Origin of the sequence: Nonomuraea maheshkhaliensis (assembly GCF_039529435.1) — a bacterium.
Classification (GTDB): domain Bacteria; phylum Actinomycetota; class Actinomycetes; order Streptosporangiales; family Streptosporangiaceae; genus Nonomuraea; species Nonomuraea maheshkhaliensis.
Map to the genome: position 1 here is coordinate 28134 of NZ_BAAAMU010000054.1, position 23235 is coordinate 51368.

Sequence of the window (23235 nt, forward strand, 5' to 3'; positions counted from 1 at the left end):
GGCGATCCAGCGGCGCGGTTGCTGGCCGCGCTGCTCGAAGACGTCGGTCAGCGGCGCTCCTCCGTGTCGATGACGCCGTCGACATAGCCTCTGGCGTAGTCCCAGCTGACGTAGTCGGCGGGGTCAGGGTGAAAGGCCGGCTCGTGCACCTGTGGCTGGCCTTTCTCGATCATCTGCTTCAGGTTGCCGCGCAGCAGCTCCCAGTCGAAGAAGTGCTGCTCGCCGCATTCCGGGCAGTCGAGTACGAGCCCCAGAACCCCCTGCGGTTCGAGCAGGGAGCGGAAGACCTCGACGTCGGCGAGGTCGGTGATGGCCTCGTCGCGTTCGGCCGCCGTCAGTGGCTCGGCGTCGTCGAGTGCGCCCATCGCTGAGGAAGGGTCGTTCGGATCGTCCGCGAACGGATCGCGGGGGACGTCTTCCAGCACCTTCCCACCATATGACCGAAGCGGCCCCAGCGGTGGGCTTTACCTCAGCCATCCGCGTCTGGCGGCCTCCACGCCCGCGTGGAAGCGGGATTGAGCGCCCAACTCGGTCATGGCCTCGGCGAATCTGGCGCGTACGGTACGCACCGACACCCCGAGCTGGCGGGCGATCGAGTCGTCGCACATGCCCTGCGCGGCCAGCCGCAGCACCTGGACCATGCCCTCGCCCCGCCCGCTCCAGGGCAGGGGCAGCGCGCGGGCCCACAGCTCGTCGAACAGCGAGCTGAGCATGCCGACCACGACGGACGTGCGGACCAGGTAGAAGTTGTAGGCGTGGTCGGGCAGGTTGCCGCCCCAGTGGGCGGGCAGGCCGGCGACCTCGGTGCCGGCCGTCATGAACCAACTCGGCAGCCGGTCGAGCGTGCGTACCTTGCCACCTGTCTCGGTCAGCTCGGTGAGCTGGTCGCGTACGCCGGGGAGCACGAGGCTGGAGACCGGAATGATCGCATGAACCATGAGAAGGTTTCGTTTTTGCGCATCGATCCATGGATCCGCAAATTTCCGCGCAAAGTCGGTCATGGTGCGGTCGTCCGGAACGGCGGTCAGTAATTTCATCGGCGGCGAATGAGACTGCACGGCGATGCCCACCACGCTCTCGTACAGGACGTCGGCGCCGCTGGCCATCTCCACCGTGAAATGGCCGCTGCGGTAGTCGCGTCCGGCGTCGTAGTCGCGGATCAGGCTGCGAATGGAGCCGAGTGCCGAGTCGATCATGCGACTCTCCTCGGCCAGCCGGTCGAGGCGTTCGGCGATCACCCTGCCGAGCGCGGCCGCGGGGTGCCGGGCCAGGTATTGGCCGGACTGCTCGTCGATCACCCCCAGTTTCACGAGGTCGTCGAGCTGACGGCCGACCTTCTCGACCGGGCCGTCCATGGCCTGGGCGAGGTCGGTGCGGCTGGCCTTGTGCAGCCGCAGCACCGCCGAGTACAGCGCGGTCTGAGCCTGGTCGAGGCCCAGCGTCTCGAAGGGATCGGACACGGTTCGGGGCTCGTTGCGCATTTTATGCGGCTCCGGTGGGGGGTCACGGGCGTGCCGCGAGGATAACCCCGTATAACGCCTGTGTCCGCGTGTTGCGCCGACTCGGTAGACGCCTGGTGCAACTTCGTGCAATTGCACGTTTGCACATTGCAATGTGCCGGTGAGTAACGCATTCTTTACCTAGCGTCGGCATCCAGGAAGGGCGCGGCAGCTTCGGCCATCAGGACGCGGAGGGGGGTTCGGTGGTGTGTTGCGCTGCCGCTCCCGGATGCCGGTGGCCGGGGGATGGGACGGATCACCGACCGTCCCATCCCCCGGCACTTCGATGATGCCGGGAGTACGACGGACCGTGGGGGCCCGTTGTGCTCCCGGCATCATCCGTGTTCGGGGTCACCGCGTGCCGGCGTTCCGCACGGCGCGTCGGTGGATACGGACGCCCGTGCCGGGGTTCCGTGGGGCCGGCGATCCGGCGGATACGGATGCCCGCGGGGAGGTTGCGCGGTGAGCGGTGAGGCCGTGCGGGCTGTTTTGGAGACAGGCCCTAGACTTGGCTCATTCAGCGCAACGGCAGGAGGGGCCGCAGCATGTCCAAGTTCACCGAGACAGGTCTGACCTTCGACGACGTGCTGCTGGTGCCGGGCTATTCCGACCTGCAGCCGGGGGAGGCCGACACCCGGTCCCGGCTGTCCAGGGACATCACGCTGTCCATCCCGCTGATCTCCGCCGCGATGGACACCGTGACCGAGGCCCGCATGGCCGTCGCCATGGCCAGGCAGGGCGGCATCGGCATCCTGCACCGCAACCTCTCGGTCGAGGAGCAGGCCCAGCAGGCCGACCTGGTCAAACGGTCCGAGGCCGGCATGGTCACCAACCCGGTGACGTGCAGCCCCGACGACACGCTGGCCGACGTCGAGCGGCTCTGCGCCACGTACCGGATCTCCGGGGTGCCCGTGACCGACATGTCGGGCACGCTGGTCGGCATCGTGACCAACCGCGACATGCGCTTCGAGACCGACCACTCGCGGCCCGTGCGCGAGGTCATGACCAAGATGCCGCTGGTCACCGCCCCGGTCGGGGTGTCGCGTGACGACGCCTTCGCCCTGCTCAGGCAGAACAAGATCGAGAAGCTGCCGCTCGTCGACGGTGAGGGCAGGCTGCGCGGCCTGATCACCGTGAAGGACTTCACCAAGAGCGAGCAGTACCCGCTGTCCACCAAGGACGCCGACGGCCGGCTCATCGTCGGCGCTGCGGTGGGCGTGGGCGGCGACGCCGAGCTGCGCGCCAAGGCGCTCATCGAGGCCGGGGTCGACGTGGTGGTCGTCGACGTGGCCCACGGCCACTCCAAGGGGCTGGCCGACATGATCGCCAAGGTCAAGGCCAACAGCAAGGTGCAGGTCATCGGCGGCAACATCGCGACCAGGGCGGGCGCCCAGATGCTGGTCGACGCGGGCGCCGACGCGGTCAAGGTGGGCGTGGGCCCGGGCTCGATCTGCACCACCCGCGTGGTGGCCGGGGTCGGCGCGCCGCAGGTCACGGCCATCTACGAGGCGTCCAAGGCGTGCGCGCCCGCCGGGGTGCCGGTGATCGGCGACGGCGGCCTGCAATACTCCGGCGACATCGTCAAGGCCATCGCCGCCGGGGCCGACACGGTCATGCTGGGCTCGCTGCTGGCCGGCTGCGAGGAGTCGCCCGGCGAGCTGATCTTCATCAACGGCAAGCAGTTCAAGTCGTACCGGGGCATGGGCTCGCTCGGCGCCGTACGCAACCGCGAGCGCGGCGGCACCTCCTTCAGCAAGGACCGCTACGCGCAGGCGGACGTGGGCGGCGAGGACAAGTACATCCCCGAGGGCATCGAGGGTCAGGTCCCCTACCGCGGCCCGGTCGCGGCCGTGGCCCACCAGCTCGTGGGCGGGCTGCGCCAGGGCATGTGGTATGCGGGCTGCCGGACGATCCCGCAGATGCACACCGACTGCGAGCTCATGCCGATCACGGCGGCGGGACTCAAGGAGAGCCACCCCCACGACATCCAGATGACCGTGGAAGCTCCGAACTATCACAGAAGGTAAGTCATGACTCAGCAGGTGGAGATCGGCCGGGGGAAGACCGGGCGCCGGGCGTACTCGCTTGACGAGATCGGCCTGGTGCCCTCGCGGCGCACCCGCGACCCGGAGGAGGTCTCGATCGCCTGGCAGATCGACGCCTACCGGTTCGAGCTGCCCGTGCTCGTCGCTCCCATGGACAGCGTGGTCTCCCCGGCGACCGCCATCGAGATCGGCCGGCTCGGCGGCCTGGCCCCGCTCGACCTCGAAGGGCTCTGGACGCGCTACGAGGACCCGCTGCCGCTGCTGGAGGAGTGCTCCGCCCTCGACCAGGCGGCGGCCACCAAGCGGCTGCAGGAGATCTACGCGGCGCCGATCCAGGAAGAGCTGATCGGCCGCAGGATCGAGGAGATCCGTGCCTCCGGTGTGACCACCGCCGTGCGCCTGTCGCCGCAGCGCACGGTCCAATACCACAAGGCCGTGATCGACGCCGGCGTCGACATCTTCGTCATCCGCGGCACGACGGTCTCGGCCGAGCACGTGTCGGGGCGGGCCGAGCCGCTCAACCTCAAGCAGTTCATCTACGAGCTCGACGTGCCGGTCATCGTCGGCGGCTGCGCCACCTACACCGCCGCGCTCCACCTCATGCGCACCGGCGCGGCCGGCGTGCTGGTGGGCTTCGGCGGAGGCGCCTCGCACACGACGCGTACGGTGCTGGGCGTGGCCGTGCCGATGGCCACCGCGATCTCCGACGTCGCCGCGGCCCGGCGCGACTACATGGACGAGTCGGGCGGGCGCTACGTGCACGTCATCGCCGACGGCGGCATGGGCACCTCCGGCGACATCGCCAAGGCCATCGCCTGCGGCGCGGACGCCGTCATGGTCGGCTCGCCGCTGGCCCGCGCCGCCGAGGCGCCCGGCCACGGGTTCCACTGGGGGTCCGAGGCGCACCACCCCGACCTGCCGCGCGGGCGCCGGGTCGGCTTCGGGACGGTGGGGACGCTGGAGCAGATCCTGCACGGGCCCTCCAGCGTCGCCGACGGGTCGATGAACCTCATGGGCGCGCTCAAGCGGACCATGGCGTCCACCGGCTACTCCGACATCAAGGAGTTCCAGCGGGTCGAGGTCGTGGTCGCGCCCATCCAGCGCTGACCGGGGCCGGATAAGCCACTCCGGGCCGCTCCTCCTGGTGAGGGGCGGCCCGTTTCCGTACGGTGCCGTAGGGTTTCCTGCCATGGAATCCGTTGAGGAAAGGCTTGCCCGGCTGGAGAAGGAGGTCGCGGACCTGCGGCGTCACCTCGGCATCGGTCCCGGCTCCGTCGTCCCCGCGTCTGGCGGCCCTGAGCTGCCGCCGCGCTTCTACCAGGAACTGCGTGACGGCAAGATGATCAGGGCCATCAAGACCTACCGCGAGGCGACCGGAGCCTCGCTGGTCGTCGCCAAGCGCGCCGTGGAGTCCATGGCCCGCCGGCTCGAAGCCGGCGAGTAGGGGCCTCACCCGGCGGACGCGGGGCGGCTGTAGGTCATCAGGGCGGCGCCGTTGCTGAACGTGCGGGTGCCGGTCAGGGTGAACGTGGTCGGGGCGAAGGCGCCGTGGAAGGCCGGGATGCCCGCCCCCGCCACCACCGGGTAGCACTTGACGATCAGCTCGTCGATCTCGGGCAGGAGCTGGGCGGCCAGGTTGCCGCCGCCGCACAGGTAGATGTTCAGGCCGTCCTCCCGCTTGAGCCGGCGTACGAGACCGAGCGGGTCGTCGGGGACGAGCTCCACGGCCGGGTCGTCGATGCTCTTGATGGTGCCGGAGACGACGTACTGCCGCAGGTGCGCGTACGGGCTGGTGACTCCGGCGGCCAGCCCCGGCTCGTAGGAGCCGCGGCCCATGACGACGGTGTCGAAGCTCTTGTTGGGCGCGTCGAGGCCGACGTGGGCGCGGATGTGGGTGGGGACGGTCTCCGGGTATTCGCCGTTGAGGTAGGCCGCCATGTCGTCGGCCAGGGGATAGAAGTCGTACTCGCCCTCGGGGCCGGCGATGTAGCCGTCGATCGAGGTGGCGATGTAGTAGACGAGCTTTCGCATCCAGACCAACTCCATTTGAAGTACTATGATTGAAGTGGTTTGACCGTAGTACTACAAATGGAGTGGTGTCAAGGTGGTCAGGCAGAATGTGGCCCGGCGGGCGGCGCTGGTCGATGCCGCGATCGAGGTGCTGGCCAGGGAGGGCGCGCGCGGGCTGACGTTCAGGGCGGTGGACGCGCAGGCGCGGGTCCCCACCGGGACCGCCTCCAACTACTTCGCCAGCCGCGACGACCTGCTCACGCAGGCCGGCGGCCGGATCTACGAGCGGCTGCAGCCCGACGCGGCGACGGTGGCCGACAGCCTCAGCGGGCCGCGCGACCGCGACCGGATCGCCGTGCTGATCCAGGAGGTGGTTGACCGGGTCTCGTCGTTCAGGTCCGGCTACCTGGCCCTGCTGGAGCTGCGGCTGGAGGCCACCAGGCGGCCAGAGCTGCGCGCCGTGCTGACCGAGCACATCAGGGCCGACGTCGAGGCCAACATCCGCCACCACCTCGACTCGGGGCTGCCGGGTGACGCCGACACCGTGGTGCTGCTCTACCTGGCGATGAACTGGCTGGTGGTCGAACGGCTCACGCTGCCCGACGTGTTCGGGGAAGAGGAGATCGCCAGGCTCGTGACCAGCGCCGTCGAGCGGCTGGTGCCCTAGCATGCGGAAATGGCCGATCTTCAGCACACGCACGAGCTCGTCTACGACGGCGACCGCGTCAGCAAGCGCTACGTGGACGGCAAGCCCGGCGCCGCCGAGCGCGAGTGGCGGGCGCTGACGCTGCTGGCCGAGCACGCTCCCGGCCTGGCGCCCGAGCCGATCGCGTACGAGGACGGCGTCGTGACCATGTCGAAGATCGACGGCGCGCCGCTGCGCGGGCTGCTGGCCAGGGACGTGCACGTCGCGGCCATGGCCGCGGCCCTCACCGAGCTGCACGCCGCCGTGCCTGGCCATGTCCTGCGCGCTCTGCCCGTACGGCCCTGGCAGCGCGAGGCGCTCGTCGACTGGGTGCTGCGGCGGTGCGCGGCCTGGCAGCCGCGCGAACCGCTGGCCGACCGGGCCGTCAAGGAGGGGCAGCGGTGGCTGGAGAGCTGGTCGCCGGGCGAGTCGGGGGTCAGGCCCGCGTTCGGGGCGGGTGACGGCAACCTGGCGAACTTCCTGTGGGACGGCACCCGCGTGCGCGTCGTCGACTTCGAGGACTCAGGGCGCAGCGACGTGGCGTTCGAGCTGGCGGAGCTGGCCGAGCACGTGTCGATGTGGGTGGACGGGGAGGTGGAGATCGCGCGCAGGTTCGAGCTGAGCCCGCAGGAGGAGCGGCGGCTGCGGGAGTGCCGCAGGGCGCACGCGCTCACCTGGTTCTTCCTGCTCTCCCACGAGAGCCCACGCAACCCGCCGGGGACGTTCGAGCGGCAGGTCGAGCGGGTTCTCGCCATCCTGGAGTCGTGACGCCGGTCTGAGGTGAGGCGGGCGTCAGCCCGTCAGGACGCCCAGCAGGTGGGTGACTTCGCGGGCCACCGCGTCCCGGCCCGCTTTGAGGTATTTGCGGGAGTCGACCACCCGCTCGTCGTGGGCCAGGTAGTCGCGTACGGCGCCGGTGAACGCCTTGTTCAGGTGGGTCGCGATGTTGATCTTCTTCATGCCCTGCCGTACGGCCTCGCGCAGCACGTCGTCCGGCACCCCCGACGACCCGTGCAGCACCAGCGGCACCGGCACGGTCTTCCGCAACTCGGCGATGAGCTCCAGGTCCAGCACCGCGTCCTTGGTGGTCATGGCGTGGGAGGTGCCGACCGCCACCGCCAGCGCGTCCACGCCGGTCCTGGCCACGTAGTCGACCGCCTCGTGCGGCTTGGTCCTGGCGCCGGGCGCGTGCACGCCGTCCTTGCCCCCGACCTCGCCCAGCTCGGCCTCCACCCAGACGCCGCGCTCGTGGCACCAGGCCGCGACCTCGGCCGTGGCGGCCACGTTCGCCTCGTCGGGCAGGGCCGAGGCGTCGTACATGACCGAGCCCAGGCCCAGCCCGACCGCCTCCTCGACGAGCGCGCGGTCGGTGGCGTGGTCGAGGTGCACGGCCACCGGGACGTCGGCGCGCCTGGCCACGGCGAGGCAGGCGAGCGCGATCGGCTCCAGGGCGCCGTGGTAACGCACGCAGTTCTCGCTGATCTGGAGCACGACCGGCAGCGCGAGTGCCTCGGCGCCGGTGACGATCGCGGTGGCGTGCTCCAGTTGGATCACGTTGAACGCGCCCACCCCGCCGGGTGACTGGCTGACGATGTCGCCGATGCTGGCGAGGGGCATGGATGGCTCCTTACGTGATGATGATCTGGGGATGTATGTCGGCGTACACGTCGGGGTCGAAGTCACCGGCCACGGGCGTGGCCACAGCGGCCGCGCCGAGCGCGGCGGCGCGCCTGAGCCGGTCCGGCCAGGGATCCGCCTCGACCAGGCCCAGCGCCAGCCCGGCCACCAGCGAGTCGCCCGCTCCCGTGGGGTTGCCGCGCACGGTGTACGGCATCCGTGCCCTGAACGTACCCTCGCCGGTCACGGCCAGCAGCCCATCGGCCCCCATGGACACGACCACGGCCTGCGCGCCCTGCCCGCGCAGCGCCCGCGCGCCCTCGGCGGGGCCGCCGCCGGGCACCGCCCTGGCCAGCTCCTCCGCGTTGGGCTTGACGATGGCGGGCCGGCCCTTGGGGGAGCGGCGCAGGGGGTCGCCGTCGGCGTCCACGATGGCGGGCACGCCCTTGCCGCCCGCGACCGCGGCCAGGGTCGCGTAGGTGTCGGCGGGGACGCCGCGCGGCAGGCTGCCCGAGATGACCACGGCGTCGGCGGCGTCGAGCAGCGACTCGAAGTGCCGCAGGAACCCGGCCAGCTCGCCGTCCGTCACCTCGGGCCCAGGCTCGTTGAACAGCGCCGTCCGTGAGCCTTCATCGGCGGCTGCGGGCGGTGTCGTTCCCTGGGCGGGGGTGTCGGAGACGGTTAGGGTGGTGCGGGAGTCGCCGGCGATGGGGTGGAGCGCGGCGGGCAAGCCCGCCGCACGCAGGTCGGCCTCCACCGCCGCCCCGGTGAGCCCGCCCGCCAGCCCCGTGACCAGCACGTCGCGGCCGAGCGCCGCCAGCACCCTGGCCACGTTGACCCCCTTGCCGCCCGCCCGCCGGTGCACGGCGCTGACCCGGTTGACCCCGTCCCAGTCGACGCCGGGCACCTGGTAGGTCACGTCGAGCGCGAGGTTGAGCGTCACGGTGAGGATCATTCAGGGCTCCGTGATCCAGACGCCGTCCTTCATCACGCCGTCCACCTCCAGGGAATCCGAAAACACCACCAGGTCGGCCGCCTTGCCGACGGCGATCGAGCCGATCCGGTCGGCCAGGCCGAGCACGCGCGCGGGCGTGAGCGAGGCCACCTGGACCGCGTCGGGCAGCGACATGCCCACCTCCTGGACCCCGCGCCGGAAGGCCACGTCCATGGTGAGCGTGGAGCCGGCGATCGAGCCGCCCTCGGCCAGGCGCGCCACGCCGTCGCGCACGTGCACCCGCATCGAGCCCAGTGCGTAGTCGCCGTCGCCGAGGCCGGTGGCCGACATCGCGTCCGTGACCAGCACGGTCCTGCCGGGCCCGGCCACCTCGTACGCCAGCCGCAGCATGGCCGCATGGACGTGCACCCCGTCGTTGACCAGCTCGACCGTCACCCGCTCGTCGTCGAGCAGCGCCGCCACGGGCCCGGGCGCGCGGTGGCCGAGCGGCGGCATCGCGTTGTACAGGTGAGTGGCGACGGTGGCGCCGGCCTCGATGCCCTCGATCGTTTTGTCGTAGTCGGCGTCGCTGTGGCCGATGGCGGCGAGGACGCCCTCGGCCACGGCCATTCTGATCGTGTCGAGCGCGCCGGGCAGCTCGGGCGCGATGGTCAGCATGCGGATGTGGCCGCGCCCGGCCTTGACCAGCCCGGCCAGCTCCTGCGGCGACGGCTCGCGCAGCAGCGCGGGATCGTGCGCCCCGCAGCGCGCCCTGGAGATGTAGGGGCCCTCCAGATGGATGCCGGCCAGCAACCCGTCCTCGCACAGCTCGGCCAGCGACGCCACCGCCCTGGTCAGGCCCTCGATCGAGTCGGTGACCAGGCTGCCCACGGTGGTGGTGGTGCCGTGGCGGCGGTGCAGCGCCACGGCGTCACGCGCCTTGTCCTGCTCGCCGGTGGGGAAAGAGCCGCCCGCGCCTCCGTGGTTGTGCAGGTCGACGAAGCCGGGCACGACGTGCCGCCCGCCCACGCTGAGGCCCGAACCCGGGGCGGATCCGTGGCCGACATGCGTGATGCGGCCGTCTTCTATGGTCAGCCACCCCTCGTGCACTCCCTCGGGGGTCACGATCCTGGCGTCGGCAAGAGTAAGGCTCATGGAGAAAGGATCACAGATCGCGTGAGGTGCATGGGCTCGTCGGGGTCGAGCCCGCGCGCGAAGGCCCGCGCCACGGCCACCCGCTGGGCGCGGATCAGCTCGGCCATCGGGTCGAGCGCGCTCTCGAAGAACGTCGCGCCGGTGGCCTCGACCTGCGCCCGCAGCCCCTCCGGGGCGGCGCCGAGCATCCACGTCACGCGACCGGGCGCGGCGATGCTGATCGGGCCGTGCCGGTATTCCATCGCCGGGTACGCCTCCGTCCACGAACGGGACGCCTCGCGCATCTTCAGCGCGGCCTCCTGGGCCAGGCCCACCGACCAGCCGGTGCCGAGGAAGCTGAACTGCTCGGCGTCGACCAGCTCGGCGGGCAGCGGCGCGGCCACCGCCTCCTCGGCGTCGGCGACCGCCCGCGTCAGGTCCTCGCCCAGGCCGGCGCGGAGCATGGCGAGCTGCGTGGTGGCGAACCTGGTCTGCACGACCGAGCGCTCGTCGGCGTAGTCGAGCACCACGACCTCGTCGGCGGCCGACATGATCGGCGTGCCGGGGTCGGCCGTGATGGCCGTGGACCTGGTGGAGGTCTCGGCCAGCAGGTCGAGGACCTCGGTCGTGGTGCCGGAGCGCGACAGGGCCAGGACGCGGTCGTAGCGGCGGCCGGTGGGGAACTCCGAGGCGGCGAACGCGTCGGTCTCGCCGTGCCCGGCCCGCTCGCGCAGCACCGCGTACGCCATCGCGACGAACCACGACGTGCCGCAGCCGACTACCGCGACCCGCTCACCCGGCCGCGGGAGCGCGTCGGCGGGAGCGCCGGCGACGGCGCGGCGCCAGCACGACGGCTGGGACGCGATCTCGGCCTCGGTGTGGCTGGTCACCGCTTACCTCCGCAAGGTTGATTGTTTCTGCTTTTTTTATATCAGGACAGAGCAGAAATGAACACCGATAGCCCTGGCATCCCGGCTTGTGCCACGCTTGCTCCTGACCTCATCCCTCAGGGAGGCCTACGTGTCCCGCTACGACCGCTGGAACGCCATCCTCGAACTGCTGGCGCAGGAGGGAAGGCTGTCGGTGGAGGAGGCCGCTCAGGCGCTCGACGTCTCCACGGCGACGATCAGGCGGGACTTCGACCAGCTCGCCCAGCAGCAGATGCTCATGCGCACGCGCGGCGGCGCCGTCGCGCAGAGCGTGAGCTACGACCTGCCGCTGCGCTACAAGACGGCCAGGCACGCCGACGAGAAGCACCGCATCGCCGCCGCGGCGGCCGAGCTGGTCACGCCGGGGGCGGTGATCGGGCTCAACGGCGGCACGACCACCTCCGAGCTGGCCCGCGTCCTCGCCACCCGGTCCACCCTGGAGAGCGGCTTCACGATCGTCACGAACGCGCTCAACATCGCCGCCGAGCTCACCGTCCGGCAGCACGTCAAGATCGTGGTCACCGGCGGGGTGGCCAGGCAGCAGTCCTACGAGCTCATCGGGCCGCTGGCCGGCGGCGTGCTGGAGCAGGTGACGCTCGACGTGGCCTTCCTGGGCGTGGACGCGCTCGACGTCTCGCTGGGCGCCTCGGCCCACCACGAGGGCGAGGCCAGCGTCAACAACCTGCTGATCAGCCGGGCCGCCCAGGTCGTGGTGGTGGCCGACTCCTCCAAGGTGGGCAAGCGGGCCTTCTCCCGGATCTGCCCGATCGCCAGGATCGACACGCTCGTCACCGACGCCCAGCTGTCCGACACGCTGGCGAACGAGCTGGCCGACGCCGGGGTGAAGGTGATCAGAGCCTGAGCAGCTCCCTTGGAGGCGTCCCGTTACGCCAGGGGCTGATCGGCCCCCGCGTTACTGGTCCGGCTTCGGGCGGGTAGGTACTGGGACGCAAGGCGACAATGCCGTGTCAGGGGGAGTTATGACGTCGGGAAGAAGCGCGGCCCGGCTCGGGCCCGCCGAGCGGGCCGAGGCGCTGGAGCGCATGACGGCCGAGGAGCTCGACGTGGTCGTGGTCGGCGGCGGCGTCGTGGGCGCGGGCATCGCGCTCGACGCGGCCACCCGCGGTCTCGACGTGGGCCTGGTCGAGGCCCGTGACTTCGCCTCCGGCACGTCCTCGCGCTCGTCCAAGCTCATCCACGGCGGCCTGCGCTACCTGGAGCAGCTCAACTTCGAGCTCGTCCGCGAGGCGCTCCAGGAGCGGGCGCTGCTGCTCCAGCGCATCGCGCCCCACCTGGTCAGGCCGGTGCCGTTCCTGTTCCCGCTGACCCACTACGCCTGGGAGCGCCCCTACGTGGGCGCGGGCGTGGCGCTCTACGACACGCTCGGCGTCGCGACCGGCGTGACCAGGGGCGTGCCAGGCCACCGCCACCTGTCCAGGTCGCGGGCGCTGCGGCTGTCGCCCGCGCTGAAGAAGTCCGCCTTCACCGGCGCCATCCAATACTGGGACGCCCAGGTCGACGACGCCCGCTACGTGATGACCATCCTGCGCACGGCGGTCACCTACGGCGCGCACGTCATGCCGAGGGCGCAGGTCGTGGGGTTCCTGCGCGAGGGCGAGCGGGTCACCGGCGTGCGCGTGCGCGACCTGGAGTCCGGCGAGGAGTTCGAGGTGCGGGCCAGGCAGGTCGTCAACGCCACCGGGGTGTGGACCGACGACATCCAGGAGCTGGTCGGCGGGCGCGGCCAGATCCACGTCCGCGCCTCCAAGGGCATCCACCTCGTCGTGCCGCGCGACCGCATCCACTCGCTGACCGGCATCATCCTGCGCACGGAGAAGTCCGTGCTCTTCGTGATCCCGTGGGGCCGCCACTGGATCGTCGGCACCACCGACACGGAGTGGACGCTCGACAGGAGCCACCCCGCCGCCTCCCGCACCGACATCGACTACCTGCTCGACCACGTCAACGCCGTGCTGTCGGTGCCGCTCAGCCGCGACGACGTCGAGGGCGTCTACGCGGGGCTGCGGCCGCTGCTGTCGGGCGAGTCCGACGAGACCTCGAAACTGTCGAGGGAGCACGTGGTGGCCCATCCCGTGCCAGGGCTGGTGATGATCGCCGGCGGCAAATACACGACCTACCGGGTGATGGCCAAGGACGCGGTCGACGCCGTGGCCCACGGCCTAGACCAGCGGGTGCCGCGGTCGTGCACCGACCGCATCCCGCTCGTGGGCGCCGAGGGCTACCAGGCGCTGTGGAACTCCAGGCATCGCATCGCCCACGAATCCGGGCTGCACGTGGCCAGGATCGAGCACCTGCTCCAGCGCTACGGCTCGCTGATCGACGAGCTGCTGAGCCTGATCGACGACGATCCGTCGCTGGGCCGGCCGCTGTCAGGGGCCGACGACTACCTGCGGGCCGAGATCGTCTACGCCGCCACCCACGAGGGCGCCCGCCACCTCAACGACGTGCTGACCCGCCGCACGCGCATCTCCATCGAGACCTTCCACCGCGGGGTGGCGGTGGCCCAGGAGGCCGCCGAGCTGCTGGCCGGGCCGCTCGGCTGGGACGGCGAGCAGGTCAAGAGAGAGGTCGAGTACTACACGAAGCGGGTCGAGGCCGAGCGGCGCTCGCAGGAGCAGGACTCCGACCACGAGGCCGACGCGATCCGGCTGGGCGCGCCGGAGATCGTCCCCGTCGTCGCACCGGAGCCGATGTGACCTGATCCGGCCTCCGCTTCCCGGGGAGGGGCGGCCCGCGGCGCTGCGGGGTCCGCGGACCGCCCATTCCAGGATGGTTCTCCGGTCAGCTCACGACGGGGGGTAGCGCGTCGCGTCGTGCACGTCGAGCAGCGGCTCCTTGACGCCGTCGCCCGAGTCGTCGGTCCAGTTGCTGTTTCCGGTCGAGATCAGCGCGCTGCGCACCGCCAGCGATCCCGCCCGGTTGGTCGGCTTGCTGGCGCCCGAGGTGAGCAGGCCGGCCGCGCCCGCCACGTGCGGGCTGGCCATCGAGGTGCCGCTGATCGTGGCGTAGCCGCCACGCATGTAGGTCGAGTAGATGCAGGTGCCGGGTGCGGTGATCTCCACGGTCGAGCCGAAGTTCGAGTAGAACGCCGACGTGTCGTCCAGGTCGGTCTCGCTGCGGCAGGACAGCGTGCTGCCTCCGGCTCCGCCGGCCAGGCCGTCGTTGTCGGTCAGCGCCGAGACGGTGACCACGTCGGGGTGGTTGGCCGGGAAGAAGCCCGAGGTGTTGGCGTGGCTGTTGCCCGCGGCCACCACGACGACGATGCCGGCGTTGACCGCGTTCGTGATCGCCGTGCTGATCGCGCTGCTCGAACAGCCGCTGCAGCCCAGGCTCAGGTTGATCACCTCGATGGTGGACGCGCGCGCCACCACCCAGTTGAGGCCCGCGGCGATGCCGGACAGGGTGCCCGAGCCGGCCGCGTTGAGCACCTTGACGCCGTGGATGCGGGCGCCGGGCGCGACGCCCACCGGGCCGATGGTGTTGTCGAGGGCGCCGACCGTGCCCGCGACATGCGAGCCGTGGCCGTTGTCGTCCACGCCCGAGTTGTTGACGCAGACGCCGGTCTGGCAGTTGGCCCGCGCGACCACGTTCAGGTCGGGGTGGGTGTTGTCGACGCCGGTGTCCACGACGGCCACGTCGACGTCGATGCGGACGTCGTCGACGCCGTCGATGTCCAGGTTGGGGTTGCTCGGGCCGAAGATGCGGCGCACACCGGTGGGCACGGTCTGGACGAACGCCTTGACCTCGGCGTCGGGCTCCACGCTGAGCACGTTCGGGTTCTGCTTGAGCTTCTCGGCGGCCGCCGCGCTCAGGCGGGCGGTGTAGCCCTTGAACGCGTGCTCGTACACGCCGACGAGCTCGCCGCCGGCCTGTGACACCTGGTCGGACGCGACGCCGCGGGGGGCGCGCATCGCGGGGTTGAGCTGGACGATGTACGTGCCGTCCGGAGCCGCTGTGGCGGCAGAGACCGGGAGCGGCGCGGCGAGTAACGCCAGCGCGCTGACGAGCGATGCGAGCAGGGGGGTGCGTGTTCGCATGGCAGCGTGGGCCCCTTTCTGGGGTCGTGAACCGCGAGTCCGCCCTGACGCGGACCCCTGGTCCGACATGACTGTGTTAGTAAAGCTTTCATCAGATGTCGGGATATGTCCATAAAAAAGGTGCCGATTCGCTACGAATCGGCACCCATTGATTGCTTAACGGAGCGGGATCCAGGATTGTGCGGCGAGCGTGGTCATGTCGTTGACCTGAACGCCCTCGTACGAAAGCGTCCAGAGCGAGGCGCCGATGATCAGTGAGCGCTGGATCCCCGGCTGGTAGGCGTAACCGCCCTTCTGACGCTGCGTCGGATGCTTGATCATGCCGACTTTCCGCACGCCCGAGTCCTCGATCTTGAGCACGAGCGCGCCCGACTCTTCCATTTGCGTCAGCGGGATCACCGACAGGCCGGTCTTGGGCCAGTACAGGAACGCGTGCGGGTTCCACTCGGCCCCCGAGCCCGAGTCCTTCTGGAACAGCTGCGACAGGAGGCGCGGGCCGGCCGGGTCGCTGACGTCGAACAGCGAGACTTGCGTGCCGAGCGTCCTGCCCTTCTCGCTGGCCTCCTGGCCGATGCCGATCAGCCGGCCCTCGGCGCCGGGATGAAGGTAAGCCGAGTAGCCCGTGATCTTCAGCTCGCCGGTCACCTTGGGCGCCGCCGGGTCGCGCAGGTCCAGCGTGTAGAGCGGATCCACCTGGCGGAACGTGACGCAGTAGCCGACCGGGCCGATGAACCTGACCGAGTAGATGCGCTCGCCCTTGCCCAGGCCGCCGACCTCGCCGACCTTGGCCATGGTGTCCGACTTGAGCACGTAGACGGCGCTGGAGCTGGACTTGCCGTCGCCGGGGTCGCGGGTGGTGGCGATGCGGAGGTGGCCGTCGTACTCGGAGAGCGCGTACTGGTTCAGCAGGCGGCCCGGCACCTTGCCCGAGGCCACGTAGACGGGCGCGCCGGAGGCGGTGATGTCGAACCGGTGCACCTCGGTCTCCTCGGGCGGCGCCGTGGGTGTCGGCACCGGCTCGGTGGACGCGGCGGCGCTGGGCTCGTCCGGGGCGGGCCCCGAGGTACTGGGCGCGGGGTTGCTGGGCGCGGGGTTGCTGGGCGTGGCGGTGCTGGGTTGCGGGGAGACGGGGACGCTGGGGTCGGTCGGGGTGGGCTCCTCGGCCGGGGCGACGGGGGAGTCCGCCGGGGTGGTGGCCGGTGCCGAGGCCGTCGCGGACGGGGTCGTGGCGGGGGAAGGGGGATCCTCGATCGGCATCGGGCGTACCGGGAACCACCAGCGCGGGTTGCTGGCCACGTACAGGCTCTGCCCGGTGCCGTAGACGATGTCGCCGTCGGCGGCCAGCACGATCGCGTCCGCGACCGCCGCCGTGACGCCCTGAGCCAGGTCGATGGTGTGCACGGTCAGCATCGAGGTGCCGGTGTACTCGGCCGGATGGCTGACCCGCTCGCACGGGACGGTGCTCTTGGTGACGGCGCCGGACGCGTCCGTGATCTCGATCTTCGGCAGCCAGGCGTCAGCGGGCGCCTGCCGGATCGCGGCCTGGTTCGCCTTGAGGCGCTCGGTCTCGGTGGCCTCGCCCTTGGGCTCGGGGAAGGTGACGTCGGGCTGGCTGCGGGTGACGAGCCGCACGGTGGAGCCGACCATCCTGGCGTCCACGTACGAGCCCTGCGGCTTGATCGTGCTCAGCACCTTGGGCTCGCCCGACAGGTCGACGACCACGTAGCGGGTGTCGCTGGGCGGCCCCATGGGCCTGGCCGTCTTGTACATGATGTCGCCGCCGCGCATGAGCACCAGCGCGCGGTCCCCGGAGACCAGCAGGTCGGACGGGATGCCGGGGCCGTCGTGCTCGGTCAGCTTGAGCGACGAGGTGATCTTCCTGGTGGCCGTGTCGATGATCCGCAGGGTGCCGTCGGTGACCGTGATGACCCGGTTGCCGTCGGTCTTGACCAGGTCGGGCTCGTCCACGCCGGCTTCGTGCACGTTCGTGGTGGAGTGGTCGGGCGCCGACTTCCCCTGGGGCACGCTCTCCCTGGCGTCCCTGGCGGTGGCCATCATGGGCATGGCGCCGCCGAACCCGTACGGGCTGACGTTCTTGACGGCCTGCTCGCGCAGGCCGGCCAGCAGGTCGTCACAGCTGCTGTAGGCCACCAGACGGACGGCGCCGAGGTCCGCCCGCACGGGCGGCGGGTTCCTGGTCCCTCCCGTCGAGGAGGTGCAGGCGGCCGTGACCGCCGCGAGCGCCGCGGCGGTGACGGCCGTGCGGATCATCGTCTTCATGCCCTCATCACGGCTGCGCGGCCGGGATGGTTCAGGAGCCCTCGCTCAGGTTGAAGGTGAACGCGGGGCTGAAGTTGAGCTTGTCGGGAACTGCGAGCATCTTGCGGATCAGCTTGCCGTTGAAGTCGACGACCTGGATCTCGTCGTCGGTCGCGTTGTCCTGCTCCCAGCAGAACAGGTGCTCTTCGTCGTAGAAGCCGAGGACCTTGTCGCAGTCGGAGACGAACTTCTGCAGGCGTTCGCCGGTGGCGGTGTCCCAGACGCAGTGGTCGCCGTCGCCGCCGCCGGGGCAGTTGGTGACGAACGCCTTGCCGGAGGGCGAGAAGATGTCCTGGGTGCCGGCGGACAGCGTGCCGATGCCCTTCAGGGTGCGGGTGGCCTTGCCCTCGGTGTCGAAGAAGCGCAGGTCGAGGTTCTTCTCGTCGCCGGTGACGTTGACCGTGCCCTTGTCGTCGCCGTCGAAGCCGAAGGCGGTCTGCCGGATGGAGGTGTCGGAGACGTTGACCACGTCGGCGGTCTCGCTCGACACCTCGATGACGACGAAGCCCAGGTAGAGCCAGTCGTCGCCGCTCTTCTTCTCGATGTTCAGCAAGATCCTGGAGCCGTCTTTCGACCAGGCCCTGATGCTGCTGATCAGCGGCTCCTTGACGGTCTTGACCGTGGTGCGCCGGTTGTTGCGCCGGTCGGTGATGACGATGAAGTCGTAGTCGTCGGAGCTGTAGCTCCGGCCCCTGGACGCCAGCAGGTTGCCGTCGGGGGAGACCATCGACTCCCAGTTCTCCTCGTATTTCTTGAACGTTCCGCGCAACGATCCTCTGGCGTAGTCGATCCAGTCGTCGCCCTTCTGGATCTCGTACGAGGTCAGCACGATGGCGTCGCCGGGGTTCTCGTAGAGGGAGATCGACCCCCCGGGCAGGGTCCGTCTGGTGCCGGTGCGCGGCACCCCCACCTGCGTGGCCGAGGGGCTCGGCGCCCGGGTCGTGCTCCTCGTCCTGGACGGGGAGGCCGACGTGGTGGGGCCGGCCAGCGAGGCCTTGTCGATCCGGATGACCACGAACACGCCGGCGAGCAGCAGCAGCGCGACGGCCACCGTGATGCCGGCGACCAGCGGGCCCCTGCTCTTGCGCGGCGGCTGGGGGTAGCCGCCCTGCTGGGCGCCGTACGTCGGCACCTGCTGGTGGCGGCCGGAGACCGTCGGCGAGGGGGGACCGTAGGGAACACCGGACGGGGGACCGTAGGAAGCCCCGGACGGGGGGCCGTACGGGGGTCCTGAGGGCGGCCCCTGATGGCCGTACGAGGCGCCGGAGGGCACCCCCTGGTGGCTGTGGGGGCCGCCGGACGGCGGGCCCTGGTAGCTGTGCGGCCCGTTCGAGGGCGGCCCCTGGGGGCCGCTGGAGGGCGGGAAGTGGGCCTCGGCCGCGCCCTGCGCCAGCATGCCGTTGTTGGCCGCCGGCTGGTGCAGCAGCCGCATGATGACCTGCTCGGCCGTGGGCCGCTGCGCCGGGTCCTTGGCCAGGCAGGCGACCACGACGTCACGCAGCGGGCCCTCCTCCAGCGCGCCCAGGTCGGGCTGCTGGTTGAGCACCCGGTTGATCACCGCGGGCATGGTGTCGCTGCCGAACGGCGCCCGCCCCGAGGCGGCGAAGACCATCGCGCTGCCCCACGAGAACATGTCCGCGGCCGGCCCGACGGTGCTTCCCATGATCTGCTCGGGCGGCATGTACGACGGCGTGCCCACGACCGTGCCGCTGATCGTGGCGGTGGCGTTGAGCGCCCGCGCGATGCCGAAGTCGATCACCCGCGGCCCGTCGGTGCCGATGATCACGTTGGCCGGCTTGAAGTCGCGGTGCACGATGCCGGCCTGGTGGATGGCCGCCAGGGCGGTGGCCGTGCCGATGGCCAGCCGGTGCAGGACGGAGCCGGTGCGCGGCCCCTCCTCCTGCACGACCCGGTGTAAGGAGGGACCCTCGATGAACTCGCTGACGATGTACGGCCGGTCCTGCTCCACCCCGGTGCCGAGCACGGCGGCGGTGCAGAACGGCGCCACCTGCTGGGCCACCTGGACCTCGCGCAGGAACCTCTCCACGCTCACCTGGTCGCCGGACAGGTCGGGCCGCAGCCACTTGACCGCCACGTTGGCGCCAGAATGATCTTTGGCGAGGTAGACGACGCCTTGACCGCCCTCGCCGAGCCGGCCGAGAAGCTCCATGCCCCCGAGCCGCTGTGGATCTCCGGATCGGAGCGGAGCGAAGGATGCCATGTAGGGATTCTGGCCCCCGCGCGGGCTTCCGCAAAAACTACCCGTGGGTAGGGCCACCGAATATCCTTCTGCCATGAAGGTGACGTCCACTGGTAGGACAAGGCCCATCATCGCCCCATTTACCGGCGAAACCCTCGCTGAGCTGCCCATTTCGGATGCCGAGGACGTACGGGCGGCGTACGAGCGAGCCAGGACCGCCCAGCTCGACTGGGCCGCCAGATCGGCCGCGGAAAGGGCGAGGCCGTTCCTGCTCCTGCACGACGCGATCCTCGACCGCAGGGACGAGATCCTCGACATCGTCCAGAACGAGACCGGCAAGGCCCGCAAGCACGCCTTCGAGGAGGTGCTCGACGTCGCGGGCTGCAGCCTCTACTACGCCCGCCGCGCGCCCCGCCTGCTCGCCCCGCGCGGACGCAAGGGCGTCTTCCCCGCCGCCACCCGCGTGACGGAGCTGCGCCGGCCCAAGGGCGTGGTCGCGCTGATCACCCCGTGGAACTACCCGCTCGCGCTGGGCGTCACCGACGCGCTGCCCGCGCTGCTCGCCGGCAACGCGATCGTGCACAAGCCGGACACCCAGACCGCCCTGTCCACGCTCTGGACGATCGACCTGCTGGCCGAGCTGGGCCTGCCGCGCGAGATCTGGCAGGTCGTGCTCGGCGAGCCGGCCGAGATCGGCGACGCGCTGCTCGCCCACGCCGACTACGTGGGCTTCACCGGCTCCACCCGGGGCGGCAGGAAGATCGCCGAGGAGGCGGCCAAGCGGCTCATCGGCTGCTCGCTGGAGCTCGGCGGCAAGAACCCGATGCTGGTGCTGGAGGACGCCGACCTCGACGTGGCCGTCCAGGGCGCGCTGCGTGCCTGCTTCACCAACGCCGGCCAGCTCTGCCTGTCGATCGAGCGCCTCTACGTGCACGAGTCCGTCTTCGACGCGTTCGCCGAGCGCTTCGCCGCCCAGGCCGCGGCGCTCAAGCTGGGCGCCGGCCACGACTGGTCGGCGCAGATGGGCTCGCTGACCTCGCGCCGCCAGCTCGACGCGGTCGCCGCGCACGTGGACGACGCCGTGGCCAAGGGCGCGAAGGTGCTGACCGGCGGCCGGGCCAGGCCCGACCTCGGCCCGCTGTTCTACGAGCCGACCGTGCTCACCGGCGTGCACGACGGCATGGATCTGTGCCGGGGCGAGACGTTCGGCCCCGTGGTGGCGCTCTACCCCTTCGCCACCGACGACGAGGCGGTCGAGCTGGCCAACGACACCGCCTACGGGCTGAACGCGTCCATCTGGAGCTCCGACCTGCCGCGCGCCCGCCGCCTGGCCGCCCGGATCAAGGCCGGCACGGTCAACATCAACGAGGGGTACGCCTCCGCGTACGCCTCCTACGACGTCCCCATGGGCGGGATGAAGGCGTCGGGGCTCGGGCGCAGGCACGGCGCCGAGGGGCTGCTGCGCTACACCGAGGTCCAGGCCGTGGCCTCGCAGGCGGGCTGGCTGGGGTTCGAGCCGCCGTCAGGGATGCCGTACGAGAAGTGGGCCGGCCTGCTGGCGGGCACGCTCAAGGTGATGCGCCGGCTCAGGCTCAAGTGAGCCCCGGCGGAGCGGCTATCTACGCTGTAAACGTGAACGAACAGGGGACGGCCGCGCGCATCGTCGCCGTGGCCGAGCGCATCCTGCGCGACGAAGGGGCCGACGCGGTCAGCATGCGGCGCGTCGGGCAGGCCGTGGGCGTCACCGCCATGGCCATCTACCGGCACTACCCCAGCAGGGAGGCGCTGCTGCGCGCCGTCGCCGACCGCGGCGCCCGCGCCCTGGCGGAGCGGTGGATCAGGCACGCGCCCACAGGCGGGCTGGAGGAGCGCGTCTCGGCGGCGCTCGACGGCTTCCTCGACTTCGCGCTCGGCGACCCGCACCTGTACCGGTTCCTGATCCTGGACGCGTGGGCGGGGGCGCGGCGCTTCCCCGAGGACTTCCGCGACGGGCAGGGGCCGCCGTTCAGCGTCCTCACGGGGCTGGTGGAAGAGGGCATGCGGACGGGTCTCCTGCGCGAGGACGACCCGCTGGAGGTCGCGATGACGGTCACCTCGTCGGTGCAGGGGCTGGTGCAGCAGTACCTGAGCGGCCGCATCGGCATGGACGAGGCCGACTTCCGCGCACTCTGCCACCGGTCCACGTGGCGGGTCGTCAACGGGCTGCGAGCGAAAGCGGAGGCATGATGGAGATTCGATACGCCGGGGGGCCCACGGCCGTGCTGGAGCTCGGCGGGGTGCGGCTGCTGACCGACCCCACGTTCGACGGGCCCGGCGAATACCCGATCGGCGCTCGCGCGCTCACGAAGACGCGGGGGCCCGCGTTCGGGGCGGACGAGGTGGAGCCGGTGGACGCGGTGCTGCTCTCGCACGACCAGCATCCGGACAACCTCGACCGGGCCGGCCGGGCCTATCTGTCCACCGTGCCGCTGGTCCTGTCGACCGGCTCGGCCGTCGCCCGGGTCGGCGAGCCCGTACGGGCCCTGCCCAACTGGACGTCCGTGGACGTCGGCCCCGTACGAGTGACCGGAGTGCCGGCGCAGCACGGGCCCGACGGGACCGAGCATCTGGTGGGGGAGGTGACCGGGTTCGTGCTCTCCGGCGACGGGCTGCCGACCGTGTACGTGAGCGGCGACAACGCCTCGCTCGACGTCGTGCGGGCCGTGGCGGAGCGCGTCGGTGAGGTGGACGTGGCGCTGCTGTTCATGGGCGGGGCCAGGACGCCGCTGGTGGACGGTTACCTGACGCTGACGAGCGAGGACGGGGTGAGCGCCGCGCGCCTCCTCGGCGCCCGTCACGTCGTGCCGCTGCACTTCGAGCACTGGGCGCACTTCACGCAGGGCAGGGAGAGCGTCATGAAGGCGTTCGCGTCGTTCGGGGACGGGCTGCGGTTGCTCGCGCCCGGCGAGCGTGTGGAGGTGTGAGGGCGGCCCGTGTGAGGGTGGACCGGGATCCGGCCGGTCGGCTCGGGAGGTCAGCTCAGGGGGTGGGTGACCCAGACGTTGGGCTCCACGTAGACGGCGTGGTCGTGCTCCGGGTCGCAGTGGACGGGGTTGAGCGCGCCCGGCACCTCGACCGGTCCCGGCCGGTCGAACGGCAGGCCGGTCCAGCCGCGCCACTCCGCCAGCGTGCCAGGCACGACCATCGAGCGCGGCGCCACCTTGACGATCCGGCCGCCGGCCCGCACGTGCACGCGCAGCCAGGGATCGAAGGGCAGGCCGTCGGGGCGGGTCCTGAAGGCGTACTCGGCCATGGGGGTGTGGGGTTCGAGATGCTTGCGGTTGGGGCGTACCGGTGCGACCAGCGCGCTGTGGCCCAGGCGGGCGGCGTGCTCGCGCATCGCGGCCACCATGAGGGCGGACAGGCCGTGGCCGAGCAGGTCGCGGCGGACGGTGATCTCCAGAGCCGAGATCGCGTCGGGGCGCAGGCCGTGCTCACGGGCCCGCCGGCCGGAGCGGATGACGCCGTCCCAGCCGTCGTCGGGCAGCGCGTCCGCGCCGGCCACGTACGGGATCATGCAGGCCCGCGCCACCAGCCGGCCGGGCTCGGCGGAGTCGTCGGCCACCAGCACGTGGTCCTGGTAGACCGTCGTGACGAGGCCGTAGAACAGGTCCGCGAACGGGTCGTTCAGCACGAACTCGTGCCATGTGTGGTCCATGTCCCACAACGCCGACGCGAACTGCGGGCGTTCTCCGAGCGTCGTGATCCGCAAGGCCATGGCATGATCTTGACATTCGGGGGGAGGCCGCGCACGCCCTTTGTTCGC

21 protein-coding genes are annotated in these 23235 nt (G+C 71.2%); 10 read left to right on the forward strand and 11 right to left on the reverse strand.

Annotated features, from left to right (window positions below):
* Positions 1-47: 47 nt before the first annotated feature.
* Both ABFX54_RS30940 and ABFX54_RS30945 read right to left on the reverse strand, forming a co-directional pair.
* Positions 48-425 (reverse strand): DUF5319 domain-containing protein, encoded by a 378-nt coding sequence (locus tag ABFX54_RS30940; protein WP_080043188.1) that lies wholly within the window; start codon positions 423-425, stop codon positions 48-50.
* A gap of 39 nt (positions 426-464) precedes the next feature.
* Positions 465-1460: a helix-turn-helix transcriptional regulator gene (locus tag ABFX54_RS30945; RefSeq protein WP_346110094.1), complete on the reverse strand. Its 996-nt coding sequence runs from the start codon at positions 1458-1460 to the stop codon at positions 465-467.
* A 584-nt stretch (positions 1461-2044) separates the two neighbouring features.
* On the opposite strand from ABFX54_RS30945, the gene guaB reads away from it, so the two are divergent.
* The 3 genes from guaB (at position 2045) to ABFX54_RS30960 (ending at position 4988) form a co-directional block, all read left to right on the forward strand.
* Entirely contained in the window at positions 2045-3526 is a 1482-nt protein-coding gene (gene guaB / locus ABFX54_RS30950; RefSeq protein WP_346110095.1) for an IMP dehydrogenase, read from the forward strand.
* Between the two features lie 3 nt (positions 3527-3529).
* The gene (locus tag ABFX54_RS30955) at positions 3530-4651 is read left to right on the forward strand and encodes a GuaB3 family IMP dehydrogenase-related protein (RefSeq protein WP_346110096.1); all 1122 of its coding nucleotides are present in this window, start codon (positions 3530-3532) and stop codon (positions 4649-4651) included.
* 82 nt (positions 4652-4733) lie between these two features.
* A complete protein-coding gene (locus ABFX54_RS30960) occupies positions 4734-4988 on the forward strand; it encodes a hypothetical protein (RefSeq protein ID WP_346110097.1) in 255 nt (84 codons plus the stop codon).
* Positions 4989-4993: 5 nt separating this feature from the next.
* On the opposite strand, the gene ABFX54_RS30965 is transcribed toward ABFX54_RS30960, so the two are convergent.
* A complete protein-coding gene (locus ABFX54_RS30965) occupies positions 4994-5575 on the reverse strand; it encodes a dihydrofolate reductase family protein (protein ID WP_346110098.1) in 582 nt (193 codons plus the stop codon).
* Positions 5576-5648: 73 nt separating this feature from the next.
* On the opposite strand from ABFX54_RS30965, the gene ABFX54_RS30970 reads away from it, so the two are divergent.
* Together ABFX54_RS30970 and ABFX54_RS30975 are read left to right on the forward strand one after the other, a co-directional pair.
* Complete coding sequence (locus tag ABFX54_RS30970) at positions 5649-6221, forward strand: TetR/AcrR family transcriptional regulator (protein WP_346110099.1); 573 nt, start codon at positions 5649-5651, stop codon at positions 6219-6221.
* Positions 6222-6230: 9 nt separating this feature from the next.
* Positions 6231-7007, forward strand: coding sequence for a phosphotransferase family protein (locus ABFX54_RS30975; protein WP_346110100.1), 777 nt, complete (start codon positions 6231-6233; stop codon positions 7005-7007).
* A gap of 24 nt (positions 7008-7031) precedes the next feature.
* Here the strand turns inward: ABFX54_RS30975 and ABFX54_RS30980 are convergent, their stop codons facing one another.
* The 4 genes from ABFX54_RS30980 to ABFX54_RS30995 are packed head-to-tail and all read right to left on the reverse strand — an operon-like array spanning position 7032 to position 10814.
* Positions 7032-7856, reverse strand: coding sequence for a class II fructose-bisphosphate aldolase (locus ABFX54_RS30980; RefSeq protein WP_346110101.1), 825 nt, complete (start codon positions 7854-7856; stop codon positions 7032-7034).
* A gap of 10 nt (positions 7857-7866) precedes the next feature.
* Positions 7867-8811: a 1-phosphofructokinase family hexose kinase gene (locus ABFX54_RS30985; protein WP_346110102.1), complete on the reverse strand. Its 945-nt coding sequence runs from the start codon at positions 8809-8811 to the stop codon at positions 7867-7869.
* Positions 8812-9945, reverse strand: coding sequence for an N-acetylglucosamine-6-phosphate deacetylase (gene nagA, locus ABFX54_RS30990; protein ID WP_346110103.1), 1134 nt, complete (start codon positions 9943-9945; stop codon positions 8812-8814).
* Complete coding sequence (locus ABFX54_RS30995; protein WP_346110104.1) at positions 9942-10814, reverse strand: SIS domain-containing protein; 873 nt, start codon at positions 10812-10814, stop codon at positions 9942-9944. The genes nagA and ABFX54_RS30995 overlap by 4 nt, the downstream gene beginning before the upstream one ends.
* A gap of 130 nt (positions 10815-10944) precedes the next feature.
* On the opposite strand from ABFX54_RS30995, the gene ABFX54_RS31000 reads away from it, so the two are divergent.
* On the forward strand, positions 10945-11715 hold the full coding sequence (locus tag ABFX54_RS31000) for a DeoR/GlpR family DNA-binding transcription regulator (protein ID WP_346110105.1): 771 nt from the start codon (positions 10945-10947) through the stop codon (positions 11713-11715).
* Between the two features lie 118 nt (positions 11716-11833).
* Positions 11834-13570, forward strand: a complete 1737-nt coding sequence (locus ABFX54_RS31005; protein ID WP_346110106.1) for a glycerol-3-phosphate dehydrogenase/oxidase — start codon at positions 11834-11836, stop codon at positions 13568-13570.
* A gap of 90 nt (positions 13571-13660) precedes the next feature.
* On the opposite strand, the gene ABFX54_RS31010 is transcribed toward ABFX54_RS31005, so the two are convergent.
* The 3 genes from ABFX54_RS31010 to ABFX54_RS31020 all read right to left on the reverse strand — a co-directional run bounded on the left by ABFX54_RS31010 (position 13661) and on the right by ABFX54_RS31020 (position 19400).
* Positions 13661-14911 carry a S8 family serine peptidase gene (locus ABFX54_RS31010; protein WP_346110107.1) on the reverse strand — a complete coding sequence of 417 codons (1251 nt, stop codon included), beginning with the start codon at positions 14909-14911 and terminating at the stop codon, positions 13661-13663.
* A gap of 156 nt (positions 14912-15067) precedes the next feature.
* Positions 15068-17191 carry a beta-propeller domain-containing protein gene (locus ABFX54_RS31015; RefSeq protein ID WP_346110108.1) on the reverse strand — a complete coding sequence of 708 codons (2124 nt, stop codon included), beginning with the start codon at positions 17189-17191 and terminating at the stop codon, positions 15068-15070.
* A 31-nt stretch (positions 17192-17222) separates the two neighbouring features.
* Entirely contained in the window at positions 17223-19400 is a 2178-nt protein-coding gene (locus ABFX54_RS31020; protein ID WP_346110109.1) for a protein kinase domain-containing protein, read from the reverse strand.
* Between the two features lie 124 nt (positions 19401-19524).
* On the opposite strand from ABFX54_RS31020, the gene ABFX54_RS31025 reads away from it, so the two are divergent.
* The 3 genes from ABFX54_RS31025 to ABFX54_RS31035 are packed head-to-tail and all read left to right on the forward strand — an operon-like array spanning position 19525 to position 22393.
* Positions 19525-21030, forward strand: coding sequence for a succinic semialdehyde dehydrogenase (locus tag ABFX54_RS31025; protein WP_346110110.1), 1506 nt, complete (start codon positions 19525-19527; stop codon positions 21028-21030).
* Between the two features lie 32 nt (positions 21031-21062).
* Complete coding sequence (locus ABFX54_RS31030; RefSeq protein ID WP_346110111.1) at positions 21063-21656, forward strand: TetR/AcrR family transcriptional regulator; 594 nt, start codon at positions 21063-21065, stop codon at positions 21654-21656.
* Positions 21653-22393, forward strand: a complete 741-nt coding sequence (locus ABFX54_RS31035; RefSeq protein WP_346110112.1) for an MBL fold metallo-hydrolase — start codon at positions 21653-21655, stop codon at positions 22391-22393. The genes ABFX54_RS31030 and ABFX54_RS31035 overlap by 4 nt, the downstream gene beginning before the upstream one ends.
* Positions 22394-22443: 50 nt before the next feature.
* Here ABFX54_RS31035 and ABFX54_RS31040 read toward each other — a convergent pair whose 3' ends face one another.
* Positions 22444-23187, reverse strand: coding sequence for an N-acetyltransferase (locus ABFX54_RS31040; protein ID WP_346110113.1), 744 nt, complete (start codon positions 23185-23187; stop codon positions 22444-22446).
* Between the last annotated feature and the right edge of the window lie 48 nt (positions 23188-23235).

Coding starts and splice junctions, on each gene's coding strand:
- ABFX54_RS31025 (WP_346110110.1), top strand. CDS start 19,525: ATGAAGGTGACGTCCACTGGTAGGACAAGGCCCATCATCGCCCCATTT.
- ABFX54_RS31015 (WP_346110108.1), bottom strand. CDS start 17,191: ATGAAGACGATGATCCGCACGGCCGTCACCGCCGCGGCGCTCGCGGCG.
- nagA (WP_346110103.1), bottom strand. CDS start 9,945: ATGAGCCTTACTCTTGCCGACGCCAGGATCGTGACCCCCGAGGGAGTG.
- ABFX54_RS31005 (WP_346110106.1), top strand. CDS start 11,834: ATGACGTCGGGAAGAAGCGCGGCCCGGCTCGGGCCCGCCGAGCGGGCC.
- ABFX54_RS30975 (WP_346110100.1), top strand. CDS start 6,231: ATGGCCGATCTTCAGCACACGCACGAGCTCGTCTACGACGGCGACCGC.
- ABFX54_RS30965 (WP_346110098.1), bottom strand. CDS start 5,575: ATGCGAAAGCTCGTCTACTACATCGCCACCTCGATCGACGGCTACATC.
- guaB (WP_346110095.1), top strand. CDS start 2,045: ATGTCCAAGTTCACCGAGACAGGTCTGACCTTCGACGACGTGCTGCTG.
- ABFX54_RS30985 (WP_346110102.1), bottom strand. CDS start 8,811: ATGATCCTCACCGTGACGCTCAACCTCGCGCTCGACGTGACCTACCAG.
- ABFX54_RS31020 (WP_346110109.1), bottom strand. CDS start 19,400: ATGGAGCTTCTCGGCCGGCTCGGCGAGGGCGGTCAAGGCGTCGTCTAC.
- ABFX54_RS31010 (WP_346110107.1), bottom strand. CDS start 14,911: ATGCGAACACGCACCCCCCTGCTCGCATCGCTCGTCAGCGCGCTGGCG.
- ABFX54_RS31040 (WP_346110113.1), bottom strand. CDS start 23,187: ATGGCCTTGCGGATCACGACGCTCGGAGAACGCCCGCAGTTCGCGTCG.
- ABFX54_RS30955 (WP_346110096.1), top strand. CDS start 3,530: ATGACTCAGCAGGTGGAGATCGGCCGGGGGAAGACCGGGCGCCGGGCG.
- ABFX54_RS31035 (WP_346110112.1), top strand. CDS start 21,653: ATGATGGAGATTCGATACGCCGGGGGGCCCACGGCCGTGCTGGAGCTC.
- ABFX54_RS30960 (WP_346110097.1), top strand. CDS start 4,734: ATGGAATCCGTTGAGGAAAGGCTTGCCCGGCTGGAGAAGGAGGTCGCG.
- ABFX54_RS30980 (WP_346110101.1), bottom strand. CDS start 7,856: ATGCCCCTCGCCAGCATCGGCGACATCGTCAGCCAGTCACCCGGCGGG.